At 39.4% G+C, this 13879-nt stretch carries 15 protein-coding genes; 14 read left to right on the top strand and 1 reads right to left on the bottom strand.

What is annotated here, in order from left to right; all coding sequences use genetic code 11:
• Window position 1: 1 nt before the first annotated feature.
• The 9 genes from dapD to G413_RS0101360 all read left to right on the top strand — a co-directional run bounded on the left by dapD (window position 2) and on the right by G413_RS0101360 (window position 6676).
• Complete coding sequence (gene dapD / locus G413_RS0101400) at window positions 2-679, top strand: 2,3,4,5-tetrahydropyridine-2,6-dicarboxylate N-acetyltransferase (protein WP_022789167.1); 678 nt, start codon at window positions 2-4, stop codon at window positions 677-679.
• A gap of 116 nt (window positions 680-795) precedes the next feature.
• Window positions 796-1506, top strand: a complete 711-nt coding sequence (pyrH, locus tag G413_RS0101395; RefSeq protein WP_022789166.1) for a UMP kinase — start codon at window positions 796-798, stop codon at window positions 1504-1506.
• Between the two features lie 9 nt (window positions 1507-1515).
• Entirely contained in the window at window positions 1516-2061 is a 546-nt protein-coding gene (gene frr / locus G413_RS0101390) for a ribosome recycling factor (protein ID WP_022789165.1), read from the top strand.
• Between the two features lie 48 nt (window positions 2062-2109).
• The gene (locus G413_RS0101385; RefSeq protein ID WP_022789164.1) at window positions 2110-2805 is read left to right on the top strand and encodes an isoprenyl transferase; all 696 of its coding nucleotides are present in this window, start codon (window positions 2110-2112) and stop codon (window positions 2803-2805) included.
• Window positions 2802-3572 carry a phosphatidate cytidylyltransferase gene (locus G413_RS0101380; RefSeq protein ID WP_022789163.1) on the top strand — a complete coding sequence of 257 codons (771 nt, stop codon included), beginning with the start codon at window positions 2802-2804 and terminating at the stop codon, window positions 3570-3572. Before G413_RS0101385 ends, G413_RS0101380 begins: the two co-directional genes overlap by 4 nt.
• Before the next feature lie 10 nt (window positions 3573-3582).
• Window positions 3583-4653: a M50 family metallopeptidase gene (locus tag G413_RS0101375; RefSeq protein WP_022789162.1), complete on the top strand. Its 1071-nt coding sequence runs from the start codon at window positions 3583-3585 to the stop codon at window positions 4651-4653.
• Window positions 4654-5085: 432 nt separating this feature from the next.
• Window positions 5086-5625: a DUF3795 domain-containing protein gene (locus tag G413_RS0101370; RefSeq protein WP_027968972.1), complete on the top strand. Its 540-nt coding sequence runs from the start codon at window positions 5086-5088 to the stop codon at window positions 5623-5625.
• Between the two features lie 51 nt (window positions 5626-5676).
• Window positions 5677-5913 carry a hypothetical protein gene (locus G413_RS0101365; protein ID WP_022789160.1) on the top strand — a complete coding sequence of 79 codons (237 nt, stop codon included), beginning with the start codon at window positions 5677-5679 and terminating at the stop codon, window positions 5911-5913.
• A gap of 349 nt (window positions 5914-6262) precedes the next feature.
• Window positions 6263-6676 (top strand): ATP-binding cassette domain-containing protein, encoded by a 414-nt coding sequence (locus tag G413_RS0101360; RefSeq protein WP_022789159.1) that lies wholly within the window; start codon window positions 6263-6265, stop codon window positions 6674-6676.
• Between the two features lie 111 nt (window positions 6677-6787).
• On the opposite strand, the gene trhA is transcribed toward G413_RS0101360, so the two are convergent.
• The gene (gene trhA, locus G413_RS0101355; protein WP_414601313.1) at window positions 6788-7453 is read right to left on the bottom strand and encodes a PAQR family membrane homeostasis protein TrhA; all 666 of its coding nucleotides are present in this window, start codon (window positions 7451-7453) and stop codon (window positions 6788-6790) included.
• Between the two features lie 101 nt (window positions 7454-7554).
• Between trhA and G413_RS0101350 the strand changes: the two genes are divergently transcribed.
• From G413_RS0101350 to G413_RS0101330, 5 genes are read left to right on the top strand one after another with little or no spacing between them, the layout of a single operon-like run.
• Entirely contained in the window at window positions 7555-10482 is a 2928-nt protein-coding gene (locus G413_RS0101350) for an AAA family ATPase (RefSeq protein WP_022789157.1), read from the top strand.
• A 1-nt stretch (window position 10483) separates the two neighbouring features.
• Window positions 10484-11449: a signal recognition particle-docking protein FtsY gene (gene ftsY / locus G413_RS0101345; RefSeq protein WP_022789156.1), complete on the top strand. Its 966-nt coding sequence runs from the start codon at window positions 10484-10486 to the stop codon at window positions 11447-11449.
• Window positions 11442-11732 (top strand): sigma factor-like helix-turn-helix DNA-binding protein, encoded by a 291-nt coding sequence (locus G413_RS10615; RefSeq protein WP_022789155.1) that lies wholly within the window; start codon window positions 11442-11444, stop codon window positions 11730-11732. Before ftsY ends, G413_RS10615 begins: the two co-directional genes overlap by 8 nt.
• A 13-nt stretch (window positions 11733-11745) precedes the next feature.
• Window positions 11746-12945, top strand: a complete 1200-nt coding sequence (locus G413_RS0101335; protein WP_022789154.1) for an acetate/propionate family kinase — start codon at window positions 11746-11748, stop codon at window positions 12943-12945.
• Complete coding sequence (locus G413_RS0101330) at window positions 12920-13861, top strand: DHH family phosphoesterase (RefSeq protein ID WP_022789153.1); 942 nt, start codon at window positions 12920-12922, stop codon at window positions 13859-13861. The genes G413_RS0101335 and G413_RS0101330 overlap by 26 nt, the downstream gene beginning before the upstream one ends.
• Window positions 13862-13879: the final 18 nt, after the last annotated feature.

Here is a 13879-nt window from a genome sequence, read left to right as displayed (position 1 = left end):
TATGGAAGCACAGGAAATTATTGATTTTATACACAATGCCGAAAAGAAAACACCGGTCAAAGTAATCTTTAACAGTGATAAAGATATTTACTGGAAGAATTGTAGAGTCTTTGGAAATATTGTTTACGGAGATTGGAAGGATATTAAACCCGTTTTGGATTCGTATCCGGAGCTGGACTATGTGATTGAAAACGATTGTCGCAACAGTGCCGTTCCTTTGTTGGATTTAAAAGACATACAAGCTCGAATTGAACCCGGAGCTATCATTCGTGATCAGGTGGAAATTGGAAATAATGCAGTCATCATGATGGGGGCCATCATCAATATTGGAGCTGTTATTGGTGACAATACGATGATTGATATGGGTGCCGTACTTGGCGGTCGAGCTACGGTTGGAAAGAATTGTCATATTGGAGCCGGTGCTGTATTGGCCGGTGTTGTCGAACCAGCCAGTGCTACACCGGTTATCGTTGAAGACGATGTATTGATCGGTGCCAATGCGGTTGTGATCGAAGGTGTACATATTGGCAAAGGTTCAGTAGTGGCAGCCGGTGCTGTTGTCATAGAAGATGTACCGGAAAACGTGGTTGTAGCCGGAACTCCTGCCAGAGTAATCAAGCAAAAGGATCAAAAGGCAACGGATAAAACGGCACTTGTACAAGCACTGCGATCTTTATAATACAAACTAGACAGTCGATGGATTTTGACTGTCTTTTACTTCTAATGAGTTCTGCTTTCTTTTAAACCTGGCTTAGTGTATAATTCTATTGAATTAGATTATTGGGGAGATCATCTATGTATAAACGTGTATTATTAAAGCTAAGCGGGGAGGCTTTATCGGGTCATGGACAATCCTTAGATCCGGAAGTGCTTAAAAATCTCGCAAAAGAATTAAAAGAAGTACAGAGCTTAGGTGTTGAATTAGCCATTGTTGTTGGTGGCGGAAACTTTATCCGCGGCAAAATGATGGCAGATTTAGGTATGGATCGAGTACAGGCCGATTATATGGGCATGTTAGGAACCGTGATCAACGCGTTAGCCGTTCAAAATGCTTTAGAGCAGGAAGGTGTACAGACAAGAGTACAAACTGCTGTGGAAATGCAGAAAGTGGCAGAACCATTCATTTTACGTCGTGCCATTCGTCATTTGGAAAAAGGACGTATCGTTATTTTCGGTGCCGGTACCGGTTCACCGTATTTTTCAACCGATACGACAGCTGCACTTCGTGCCAGTGAAATTGATGCTGATGTGATCTTAATGGCTAAAAATGGGGTGGATGGTGTCTATGATTGTGATCCAAAGAAGAATCCGGAAGCTAAACGTTTTGATACGTTGAACTACCTTGATGTACTTAATAAAGGATTACAGGTCATGGATTCAACCGCAATCAGTATGTGTATGGATAATGATATTGATCTGGTCGTATTTAATATGAACGAACCAGGAAATATAATGAATGCGGTGACTCAGAAAGTATCAGGAACCGTTGTCACAAAAAAGAAATAGGAGTAGTTTATGAGTGATTATTTAGAAAATGCAGAAGTGAAAATGATGTCCGCTATTGAAAATTTAGAATCGAATCTTCGTACGATTCGTACCGGACGTGCCAGTGCGCAGATGTTGGATCGTGTACAGGTGGATTATTACGGATCACCAACACCGATTAACCAGATGGCACAGATTCAGGTCGTAGAAGGAACACAGCTTGTGATTCGTCCATACGATCGCCAGATCATTAAAGGAATATCCAGCGCCATTCAGGCAGCTAACTTAGGATTAAACCCGCAGGCAGAAGCAGACTGTATTCGTATTCAGGTACCGGCTTTAACAGAAGATCGTCGTAAAGAGCTGGCCAAAGAAGCACAAAAATATGGAGAAGAAGCAAAGGTTGCGATTCGTAATATTCGTCGTGATACAAACGATTTGATCAAGAAAGATAAAGAAGAAACGGAAGATGATCGTAAGGCAAATTTGGAGGAATCTCAAAAATTAACCGATCGTTTTGTCAAAGATATTGAAAAAATCGTTGATGAAAAGAAAAAAGAAATTTTAAACGTGTAATAAGATTGCCCAATGTGCATTGGGCAAATTTTTTTAGGAGGGTTCGATATGAGTTTTCCCAAAACGATTGCCATCATCATGGATGGAAATGGTCGTTGGGCCAAGGCAAAGGGCTTGCCTAGAACGGCAGGGCATAAACAAGGAGCCGATACAATTCGTACTGTAGCATTACATGCGAATAAAATCGGTGTTGAAAAACTGATCTTATATGCGTTTTCAACCGAAAACTGGAAACGTCCTGAGGAAGAAGTCAGCTATCTTTGTAAATTGCCGGGAATTTTCTTTAATCGTTTTATAAAGGATCTGATGATCAATAACATACGAGTTACTTTTGTCGGAGAATTGGAACGTTTCCCAGCTGAAACGCAGAAAGTGATTTTAAAAGCCGTAAATCAGACAAAGGAAAATACGGGACTGGAGCTTTGTATTGCGATCAATTATGGTTCTCGTCGTGAGATTCTTTTGGCAGTGCAGAAATATACACAGGATGTTTTGGAGCAGAAACGAGCAAATGATTTGACAGAAGAAGAGTTTGCGCAGTATTTGATGGTTCCGGAAGAGATTGATCTTTTGATTCGTACCAGTGGGGAACTGCGAATCTCAAACTTTTTGTTGTGGCAGATTGCTTATTCGGAATTGATTTTTACTCCGGTTGCCTGGCCCGATTTTGATGAAAAGGCACTGGATGACTGCATTTGCAAATTTGCATCCAGAGATCGCCGTTTTGGAGGATTGACCTCATGAAAACGCGCATCGTTACAGCAATATTGATCATATTAGTTTGTATCTTGCCGGTAGCCTTGGGTGGAATTCCTCTGGAAATTTTAGCGTTATTGATTTTGACAGGGAGTCTTTACGAATGGCTTTGTCCACAAGCTGAATTTCGCAAATGGCCTTTATTTGTACCTGTTAGTCTATTAGTATTGACGATTGCTTCGCGTTTTATTCCGCAATCGTACCAGTTTGCGTATTGGATCCTTTGCCTGGTGTATCTTTGGGGACTGCCTATCTTTTTGGAATCTTATACGATTGGTAATGCGTTTGTCGCTATTTCATTCTTTGTGATCTTTTCGTTGATCTATCAATGTATTGGACTCCTTCAGGAAAATCATTTATACTTAATCACAATCGTATTTGCTACGTATGGCAGTGATACGGGAGCCTGGTTTTTTGGCCGACGCTATGGCAGACATAAGATGAACCCGCGTATATCTCCTAAAAAAAGCTGGGAAGGCTTTGTAGGCGGTATTATCAGTGGATTTATTATAGGATGGATTCCTACCTTCTTCTTTTTAGATCAAGTTTCAGTGGTTTTAGTATTCTTATTATGTCTTTTGTGCCCTGTTGTTGCGGAATTCGGAGATCTTTGTTTTAGTGCCATCAAGCGCTTTTATCATATCAAAGATTTTTCGAAGTTGTTGCCAGGCCATGGCGGCATACTCGATCGAGTAGATTCTTTATTGATGAATGTACTTTTATTTGGTGTGCTCACTTCAACGTTCTTTATGTAGGAGGAATGAAATGCAGCTTGTTATTGGGTTGATTGCCTTTTTCTTTATGTTGAGCGTGATCGTGCTCATTCATGAACTCGGTCATTTTATGGTTGCCAGACATTTTGGTGTCTTTTGTAAAGAGTTTTCTATCGGTATGGGACCTTTGTTGTATGCCAGACAAGGTAAGGAAACACAGTTTTCCATTCGTGCCATTCCTTTTGGTGGTTATGTAATGATGGCCGGTGAAGAAGATGGATCACAGGACGAGGAAGATGACTGGTTAAAAAATGTACCGGATGAAAAGCGTTTAAATCATAAACCATGTTGGCAGCAGATTTTAGTTATGGTAGCCGGCGTTTGTATGAATGTAGTTTTGGCATGGGTTTTATTTGTCGGGTTATCCATGACACAAGGATATGTGGTAGAAGAACCTATTGCACAAGTTTATGAAGTTGTAGAAGGTTCACCGGCACAGGAAGCCGGACTACAGCCAGGCGATACGATCGTTAAAGCGGCGGATGGAGAAGATACCATTGAACCAGAAACGCAATATGATTTTTTAGAATGGCTGCAGTATCACCATGGAAATCTGGAACTGAGTGTAAAACGCGATGATCAAACTCTAACTGTGCCTATTACACCACAGCTGGACGAAGAATCCAATACTTATACTTTAGGCTATGTGGTACAGGCATATGCACAACCGATTCCTTGGTATCAGGGTTTCTATTATGGTACGCTGGATATGTTGGATTCCAGTACCGCCATATTCAGTGCTCTGGCACATTTGATTCAAGGAGAAGGCTTACAGAATTTATCCGGGCCGGTTGGTATTGCCCAAGTCACAACACAGGCTACTTCAATGGGATTACGCTCGTATTTAAGTCTGTTTGCACTGATTTCATTAAATATCGGTATCTTTAATATCTTACCGATTCCGGCAATGGATGGTGGACGTATTTTGATCTTACTTTTAGAAAAATTATTTAGAAGAAAGATCAACACAAAAATCGTGGAAAATATTATTGTTGCCAGCTTTGTCTTATTGATTGGATTATTTGTCTTTGCGACATATAACGATATTATTCGTTTATTTTAGGGACTAATGTCCCTTTTTTTTCTAGAAGTAAAAACAGATAGAAAATCGAAGATGTCCTTATAAATCAAGCGTTTAAAGCAATATAAAACAAAAAACATCAATGAATTTACAACGAAATTACAACAAACGAAAGAGCCTAATATACCGACTTATACAGAGAAATATAGAGATTATGAAATGATACTTGAAATAGAGTGTTTTTCTATGTTGTGAAATAACATATGATTTCTTTTTCTGCTTGATTATCATAAACTTATCGGGCTATGGTTTGTCAAGGGCTTGTTACATAAGCAATGCTGAATAGCAACCCTTTACAAAGTGTAGGCTGATAAATAATTTGTCAAGATCAGAAAATAAGCGATGCTACTATTTGTACATGGTATAATTACATTAAAAGAAAGCGACAAATTGGAATTTATAAGGAAGGATAATATGAAAGGATTTGAGAGAAAAAATCAATTATTTTCCCTTTGCGGATTGAATTGTGGGTTATGTTCCATGTTTTTGGGAAAGCATTGTGGCGGTTGCGGGAACGGTAATCAATCGTGCGGAATTGCTAAGTGTAGCCTTGAACATGGTAAGATTGAATACTGCTACGAATGTGAAAGTTATCCATGTGAAAAATATCGGTATATTGATAAATATGATTCTTTTATAACTCATAAACGCCAGAAAGCAGACTTGAAACTGATACGGGACATTGGTGTTGAGCAGTATAATTTTCAACAACGAGAAAAAATGCAGATTCTTTCTCATTTACTTGCTAACTATAATGACGGTCGTAGGAAGAATTTCTTCTGTGTAGCAGTCAATTTGTTAGAGCTATCAGAATTACAAGAAGCTATGAAACAAATACAACATAATGATGAATTGTCTGTCTTGTCCGTCAAAGAACAATGTTCATATATAGTTGATATACTTCAAAAAATTGCTGATAGAAGAAATATAGAGTTAAAACTTGTTAAAAAGTAGTTTGTAAATTCTAAGTTGTCGAATAGGAATTTTAAAAAGGAGTGTAATTGTATGAAAATCGCAAAAATCATTTTATCTATAATAACAATGCTTTTTGCTACATTAGGATTAGTGAAAATGCTTTCCTTTGACATTGCAATCCCGATTATGCTTGTATCACTTGCCACTCTTTTATTATTAAGAAGTGTAGAATATAAAAATAATAGAGATAAAGGCGGTTTTATTATAACCTGTTTAACCGCAGTATTTGTTTATGTTGTAGTGATTTACAATGTTTTTATAAGATAGAAAAATTTCTATTTGTATGAATAATCATTCACATACAGACGGAGTGAACCTGTCGTGGTGGCAATCGAAGCCATAGAGTCATGATAGCTGCGCTTTCAAACGATTGGTTTACTTCGGCTGGGAACGAGTTTGCGAGCGACCATATAAAGCCCCTGTTATCTAACAGAGGGCACTAAAAACTATTTTTGTGTATAGGGAACCCCACAGAATCTTAGAGAGCAAATTCACTTAATCCCATCCAATTTTATTGTACAAAATCTTGAAAGATATGGTTTTTCAAGATTACGTACAACGTTTTTCTTATATAAGCTAAAACAATGAAGTATTACCGTTTCCTTTTGAAAAAAATATGACTTTAGGAAAGAAAGGATCAAAATATTCACTGGAAGAACTGATTTCTTTATTTCATCTTGAAACTATTTTTGATCCGAAAAGGGAAGAATTAAAGAAAGAACAACAAAATATCAGTGGAGCAGAGAAACAACGTATATGCGTGGCAAGAGCTTTGTATAGAAATAAAAAATGGTTGTTTTTAGATGAGGCATTTTCCGCAATGGATAAAGGCACATCCCAAGAGATACACAACTTGATTTTATCCGATTCGAATATTACAGTTGTATCGATTGAGCATCAGATCACCAGAAAAATACTGCTTTTATATGATGAAGTCTTGCTGGTGGATCATAAAAAGATTAAGCGATGTAGTGTAAGTGAATATGTAAATCAACATAAACAATTACAAAGTGGATTTGGTAACGTTTAAAAGAATCAGTGTATTTCAATTTAATAGAAAGATATGATAAAATGAATCGCTTAAATACAGCCCACTTTTTTTCATTGCAAAAGGCTCAGAAAAAAAGACACCGTTAGGTGCCTAAATCATAAAATAGAGAATCGCAATCAAGTGGCAGATAGATGCCAGAATGATAAAAATGTGCCATACGAAGTGATTGAACTTTCTTTGTGGATGTCCGTAAAAATAAGTTCCGATCGTATAAAGTATGCCGCCAGCTAAGATTAATAAGAAGAACGGCAGGGAACACTTTTGTATCAATGCCGGTAAGATAAAGATGGCCATCCATCCCATCGTCATATAGATCGTCATCGACAATACTTTGTGATTGGTATTGGAGATGGATTTTAAAAGCACACCGGCGATAACCATGAGCCATTCAATAGCTAAGACCGTATATCCGATCCAGTTATTCATCAAGCTTAAACATACCGGTGTATAGGTTCCGGCAATGGCCAAAAGGATCATAATGTGATCTAATTTACGAAAAACTAATTTATGTGTTGTATCATGTGGCATACTGTGATAAAGACAGGAGCCTAAAAACATAAAGATCATACAGATGATGAATATGGAAATACCTGTGGCATGCAAAGCGCCTGCCTGCAGATAAGCGCGTATGGCGTAATAAGGTAATGCGAATAATAAGAGCAGGGCCATGACCCCATGACTGACTGAATTGCCCACTTCTTCGCCAAAAGAAAGTGGGAATACATTTTTCATGCTTTCTTTCATTTTCTTTTTCATACCCACTATTTTAAAAAGGTTGGTGTTAAAATTCAAGGGAAAGATTGTCGATTTTTAGGGTGCTTTTTGATACAATGTTAAAGTTAGGATGAAGGTGAGTTATGTTTTTAAAGCGGATTGAGATACAAGGATTCAAAAGTTTTGCGGATAAAACGATATTACAATTTGATCATAATATAACCGGTATCGTAGGGCCAAACGGCTGTGGGAAGAGTAATGTCAACGATGCGATACGCTGGGTATTGGGAGAGCAGAGTACCAAAAGTCTTCGTTCCGGTACCAGTATGACCGATATCATTTTCAGTGGAAGTGAATATCGCAAACCGGTTAATATGGCAAAGGTAACACTGGTTTTTGATAATACGACCAAGGTGTTCGACTCGCCTTTTGAAGAAATCGAGATCACAAGACAATTGCAGCGTTCAACCAATGAAGCAAGCTATTTTATCAATAAAACGCCTTGTCGTTTGAAAGACATCAATGATCTGGTGATGGATACGGGTTTAGGACGTGATTCTTTAAGTATAATTACGCAGGGAAATATCAGTTCATTTGCCGATGCCAAACCGGAAGAAAGACGATCGTTGTTTGAAGAAGCTGCCGGGGTTGCCAAATATAAAAAGCGTAAAAAAGTTTCTTTGCAGAAGCTGGAAAAAACTAAGGAGAACTTAGATCGCTTACAAGATATTTTAGATGAACTGGAACATCAGTTAGGACCTTTGGAAAAGCAGGCAAAAAAGGCTAAGCAGTACAAAACGTATAAAGAGGAATTGTCTTCCATTGAAATCAGCGTGTTAGTCGAAGAAATTGAAGCCTTAAATGAAGAAATTGAAGCGATAAAAAATACATTATTTGAAAATAATACGATTCACGTATCCAAGGAAGCCAGCTTGAATCAGCAGGAAATCGACATACAGGAATTACGAAAGGAAATGCATGCTCTAGATCGTCAGATCAATGATCTACAGGGAGAATATACCAAAGCGATGGAAGAAAGCTATCAGCTTGAAAAGCGCAAGGTCGAGTTGGATGAAAAGAGAAAATATCGTTTACGTCAGGCGGATGCGTTAGAGAGAAAAGATGAGCTTTCACAAATGGTGCAGGAAGCCCGCTTTGAATTTGAAGATCGTAAAAATCGTCTGCAGCGCTTACAGGCAGAATTGGAGCTTCATACTAAGAGCTTAAATATGCTGAAACAAAAATCGGGTGGGATCATCCAGCAGAATGTGGAAGAGCAACAAGTTCTTCAACAGCTAAAAAACCGCCAACAAGTCCTGGAAAATATGATTCGTCAGCCCTTTACGCATCAACAAGGTGTTAAAGCGGTCTTATCAGCACGACATTCATTATCCGGCATCTTAGGTGTTGTCAGTGAATTGTTGATTGCAAAGGATGATCGAGCCAATGCGATCAGCTCAGCGTTACAAGCCAGTATTTATCATATCGTTACCAAAGATGAAGCCAGTGCCAGAGAGGCTATTGGGTACTTGAAGCGAAATCGCAGTGGTCGTGCTACTTTTTTGCCATTAGATATCATGCGTCCTCGTTATCCATCCAAAGAGCAGAAAGTCATTGCTTCGCAATCCAAAGGGTATTTAGGCTGGGCTAACGAAAGTGTTGAGTGTAAGGAAATTTTTAATGATCTAAGAGATCGTTTGTTGGGAAATGTATTGATCATCGATAATCTGGTTAATGCCAATGAATGTGCCAAACGATTACGTTATCAAGTCAAGATCGTGACCTTAGATGGAGATATCGTTCATGCCGGTGGTAGTATGACCGGAGGGACCAATCGTCACCAAAGCACACCGGTGACGGCGCAACATGAACTCAATCGCTTAAAAGAGCAGATTGAAGGACAGAAGATCAAAGTGGCTCATATTTCGGAAGAAAACCGTTTGATTGAAAGTAAGATGGATAATGAAACGGATACTTGTATGCAGCTGCAGATCGAAGTCGCAAAGCTGGAAAATATTTTTCAGACCAAAAAGGAAAAATATGAATCTTTGCAGGCGGAATATAATGAGCTGGTTCCACAGGAAAACACACAGGATCTACAGGAAGATGATATTGTTGTTTTGATGTCAAAAATGCATGCCCGCATTGATGAGATCACATCGTCGATCTCTTCTTTGCGAAAACGCCGCTATGATAAAGGAAGCATGGTAGAGCAGCTGGAAAATCAGATGCGTATGACAAGGCGCGAAATGAATGCTTTGCAGTCGGAGATTCATGATGCGGAGCTGCAGCAGGCTAAAAAACAGGCATATTTGGAAAGTGCGTTAAATCGTTTGAATGCAGATTATCAGATGACTTACGAATATGCTTGTGAACAACGCAAAGAGATCGATATCGAGAAAGCAAAAGATCGTGTCGTAGAGCTTCGCCAGGCCATCAATCGTCTGGGGAATGTGAATTTAGATGCGCCGCAACAATATTCGGAAATCAAGGAACGTTTTGATTTTATGCAGGGTCAAAAAGTAGACCTGGAACAAGCCTCTGCCCAGATTTTACAGGCTATTGATGAAATGGATGAAACGATGAAGATACAGTTTACGGAAATGTTCCACAAGATCAATAAGGAGCTGGATGGTATCTTTAAAGCAATGTTTGGCGGTGGGAAGGCTCGCTTATCCATGGTCGATCCACAGGATGTGTTGAATACGGGAATCGAAATCGATGTACAGCCTCCGGGAAAGATGGTCAAAAACCTACAGTCTTTTTCCGGTGGTGAAAAAGCATTGATTGCGATTAGTGTCTTATTTGCCATTCTGCAGGCAAGAACGATGCCTTTGTGTATTTTCGATGAAGTTGAAGCGGCTCTTGACCAGGCCAATGTCGAACGTTTTGCGAAATACTTATCACATTTCAGCGATCGTTCACAGTTTATCGTTGTAACACATCGTCCGGGAACGATGGAACAATGTGAAATGTTGTATGGGATTACGATGCAAAAAGACGGTGTTTCTAAATTATTAAAGGTACAGCTCAAAGATGCGGTACATATCCTGGAAAAGGAGGAAAGTTAGAATGGCATTTTTTCAATCCATCAAAGAAGCCTTTGTCAAAAATAAAGATAAGGATAAATACTTGTCCGGTTTAGGAAGATCACGTAAAAGCTTTGGAGATCGACTACGTGCTCTGTCCAACAGCTTTAATGGTGTTAATGATGAGTTACTGGAACAAATCATGATCATCCTATTGGAAAGTGATGTTGGTATTCATACGGCACAAAAGATTGTGGATCAGTTTGAGGAGAGTGCTTCTCATATTCGCGATTATGATTCTATGGAAGATTATTTTATCAGCATCCTACATGACTTTTATAATCAGGAAAGCGATGAAGATATTCAGTATAATGAGAATGGACCTACGGTAATTTTTATGGTGGGTGTCAATGGTTCAGGAAAAACGACCAGCTCGGCTAAGCTGATCAAATATTACCAGGATCAAAATCTTTCCGTTGCTGTGGCAGCGGCTGATACATTTCGTGCCGGCGCGGTCGATCAGATAGCCACATGGGCCGATCGATTAGGGGTTCCGTGTATCAAAGGAAAACCAAACCAGGATCCTAGCTCTGTTTTGGTCGATGCGTGTCGCTACGCTAAAGAACATCAAATTGATATCTTGTTGGCAGATACAGCCGGTCGTCTGCAGACCAAAACCAATCTGATGAAAGAATTAAGTAAGATGGTTCGTGTCTGTGATCGTGAAATCGAAGGAGCACCACATGAAGTATGGTTGGTACTGGATGCGACCACCGGTCAAAATGGTATTTCTCAAGCCAGGGAATTTTTGGAGGCGACTTCAGTATCCGGTATTATCCTGACCAAAATGGATGGTACCGCAAAAGGTGGGGTCGTATTGGCCATTCGCGACAGTCTGCATATTCCGGTACGCTTTTTAGGTTTAGGTGAAAAGCCCGAGGATTTAAAACCATTTGAGATCAACAGTTACTTGATGGGTATCACAAAAGGACTGGAATCGGATGAATAGATTAGAATCCAATGTATTATTTGATATTTATGGTGATTTGTTGACAAAGCGTCAAAAAGAGATTTGTTCGCTGTATTTTGAAGAAGATTTTTCTTACACAGAAATCAGTGAGGCCCTGGAAATATCCAGAGCCGCTGTGCAGGACAGTTTAAAAAAATCGATGCAGCAGCTACATAAATACGAAGACATCATTCAATATGTATCAAAAAGAAAACGTATTGTTTCTCTTTTAAAAGATTTGGATGATGATAAGATAAAAGAGGAAATATTGAGCATATTATAGGAGGTAATAAAACATGCCAATCGTAATGAGTGTCAATGCCGGAAGCAGTTCGTTGAAGTTTCAGGTATTCCAAATGCCGGAAGAAAAAGTATTAGCGCAGGGAAACATTGAAAGAATCGGATTAAACGATTCCATTGTGGGAATGAAGTTTAACGATCAGAAAGTAGAAGAAGTCTTAGATATCCCGGATCATGGGGTAGCTGTTTCCAAGCTTATGGAAGTTTTGATCAAGTACCATATTGTAGAAAGCTTGGAAGATATCAAAGCTATTGGTCATCGTATGGTTCATGGTGGAGAATACTATGATCATTCGGTACCGGAAAGTAAAGAAGCCGAAGATAAGATCGATGAATTAAAGGTGCTTGCGCCTTTGCACAACCCAGCTGGTTTGTTAGGCTATCGTTCTTTCAAGAAGGCTTTGCCGGAATGTAAGCATACCTTTGTCTTTGATACAGCTTTCCATCAAAGCATGCCGGAAGAAAACTATATCTATCCGATTCCTTATGAATATTATGAAATAGATGAAATTCGCCGTTATGGAATGCATGGTACCAGTCACCTGTATTTAACACATCGATTGGCAGAAATTTTGGATAAACCAGTGGAAGATATGAACATCATCACATGTCATTTAGGAAACGGTGCCAGTATTACGGCTGTCAAAAACGGTAAGTCCTTTAAAACCAGTATGGGATTTACACCGCTTTCCGGTGTCATGATGGGAACGCGTTGTGGTGATATCGATCCTGCCATCATCATGTTTTTGGAAAAGAAATATGGTTATACACCCGATGAAATGGATACGATCTTAAATAAAAAATCCGGAATGCTTGGTGTATCGGGTATCAGCAGTGACGGACGTGATGTAGAAGCAGCTGCTGAAGCCGGAAACAAAAGAGCAATCCTGACCCAGAAAATCTATGTAAATTCCATTGTTGAAACTGTCAGTGGTTACTACGGTTTGATGGGTGGTGCTGATGCGATCGTCTTTGCCGGCGGTATCGGTGAAAACGACTCTGTCATGCGTCAAAAAATCTGCGATCGTTTGTCTGTTTTAGGCGTTAAGGTGCCGGAAAACTTAAATATGGGTGTTCGCGGTATTGAAAAGAAATTAAGCAGTGATGATTCTAAGATCAGCGTATGGTTGATTCCAACCAATGAAGAACTTGTGATGGCAAGAGATGCTTATGCCAACCTTTGCGATGAAAAATAAGATCTTCTCGTTGATTGAACAATACGATTCCATCATTTTGTTTCGTCATGTCTTGCCGGATATGGATGCCTTGGGTAGCCAGTTTGGTTTGGCTTATTGGCTAAAAAAAACTTATCCGCAAAAACAGATTTATGTCACTGGAAGTGCGAATGCATTATCAAATGAACTTCAGCTTTCCTTTGATACGATTGCGGATGATACATACACAAGATCACTGGGAATCTTGTTGGATGCTTCGACAGCCAATCGGGTGGATGATGAAAACTACAAGCTTTGTGATTTTACGATACGTATCGATCATCATGTAAAGACTGAGAGCTTTTGTGATCTGGAATGGATTGATGAGAAGGCCAGTGCAACCTGTGAAATGTTAGGGCTGCTGCTGATGGAAAAAGATTGTTCGAAAGAGGCAGCGCAGATGTTGTATCAGGGACTTGTTGCCGATAATGTTCGATTTACGACAACCAGTGTGCGCAAGGAAACCTTTCAGGCAGCAGGCTTCTTATTTGAGAAGGGCGCCGATGTGGTACAGGCTGATCGTATCAATTTTTCTAGTACGCTGGAAGACTTTCAGTATGAAACGATGATTCGCAACAAGGCAAAAGTATCACAAAAATGTATGACGGCAATTATGGAAACTGCAGAATATTTACCGCTCATGAAAACCTTTGCGAAAGCTAAAGAAATGGTCTATGCGTTAAGTGGTGTTTCTTCAATTGAAATATGGGCTTTGTTTACGCGTATGGAAGACGGTGTGCACTACAGCGCATCTTTACGCTCCAAAACGATCGATATTCGCGATATTGCCCAGGCCTTTCATGGCGGTGGTCATGCCTGTGCCTGCGGTATCAAAAACCTGACCATTGAGCAGGTTCATGAAATTACCGATCAGCTTGCGAAACGAAGTACAATGTAAAGTGTTCAGTTCATTTGA

This window comes from Faecalicoccus pleomorphus DSM 20574, assembly GCF_000420345.1.
Lineage (GTDB): Bacteria > Bacillota_I > Bacilli_A > Erysipelotrichales > Erysipelotrichaceae > Faecalicoccus > Faecalicoccus pleomorphus.
The sequence above is the reverse complement of the archived record's forward strand: the minus strand, read 5'-3'. Positions and strand labels throughout refer to the sequence as shown.

What these genes read in the sequence shown, in the direction of transcription:
- G413_RS0101335 (WP_022789154.1), top strand. Translation starts at nt 11,746, where the DNA reads ATGCCAATCGTAATGAGTGTCAATGCCGGAAGCAGTTCGTTGAAGTTT.
- G413_RS0101380 (WP_022789163.1), top strand. Translation starts at nt 2,802, where the DNA reads ATGAAAACGCGCATCGTTACAGCAATATTGATCATATTAGTTTGTATC.
- G413_RS0101375 (WP_022789162.1), top strand. Translation starts at nt 3,583, where the DNA reads ATGCAGCTTGTTATTGGGTTGATTGCCTTTTTCTTTATGTTGAGCGTG.
- ftsY (WP_022789156.1), top strand. Translation starts at nt 10,484, where the DNA reads ATGGCATTTTTTCAATCCATCAAAGAAGCCTTTGTCAAAAATAAAGAT.
- trhA (WP_414601313.1), bottom strand. Translation starts at nt 7,453, where the DNA reads ATGAAAAAGAAAATGAAAGAAAGCATGAAAAATGTATTCCCACTTTCT.
- G413_RS10615 (WP_022789155.1), top strand. Translation starts at nt 11,442, where the DNA reads ATGAATAGATTAGAATCCAATGTATTATTTGATATTTATGGTGATTTG.
- G413_RS0101330 (WP_022789153.1), top strand. Translation starts at nt 12,920, where the DNA reads ATGCCAACCTTTGCGATGAAAAATAAGATCTTCTCGTTGATTGAACAA.
- G413_RS0101360 (WP_022789159.1), top strand. Translation starts at nt 6,263, where the DNA reads ATGACTTTAGGAAAGAAAGGATCAAAATATTCACTGGAAGAACTGATT.
- pyrH (WP_022789166.1), top strand. Translation starts at nt 796, where the DNA reads ATGTATAAACGTGTATTATTAAAGCTAAGCGGGGAGGCTTTATCGGGT.
- dapD (WP_022789167.1), top strand. Translation starts at nt 2, where the DNA reads ATGGAAGCACAGGAAATTATTGATTTTATACACAATGCCGAAAAGAAA.
- frr (WP_022789165.1), top strand. Translation starts at nt 1,516, where the DNA reads ATGAGTGATTATTTAGAAAATGCAGAAGTGAAAATGATGTCCGCTATT.
- G413_RS0101365 (WP_022789160.1), top strand. Translation starts at nt 5,677, where the DNA reads ATGAAAATCGCAAAAATCATTTTATCTATAATAACAATGCTTTTTGCT.
- G413_RS0101370 (WP_027968972.1), top strand. Translation starts at nt 5,086, where the DNA reads ATGAAAGGATTTGAGAGAAAAAATCAATTATTTTCCCTTTGCGGATTG.
- G413_RS0101385 (WP_022789164.1), top strand. Translation starts at nt 2,110, where the DNA reads ATGAGTTTTCCCAAAACGATTGCCATCATCATGGATGGAAATGGTCGT.
- G413_RS0101350 (WP_022789157.1), top strand. Translation starts at nt 7,555, where the DNA reads ATGTTTTTAAAGCGGATTGAGATACAAGGATTCAAAAGTTTTGCGGAT.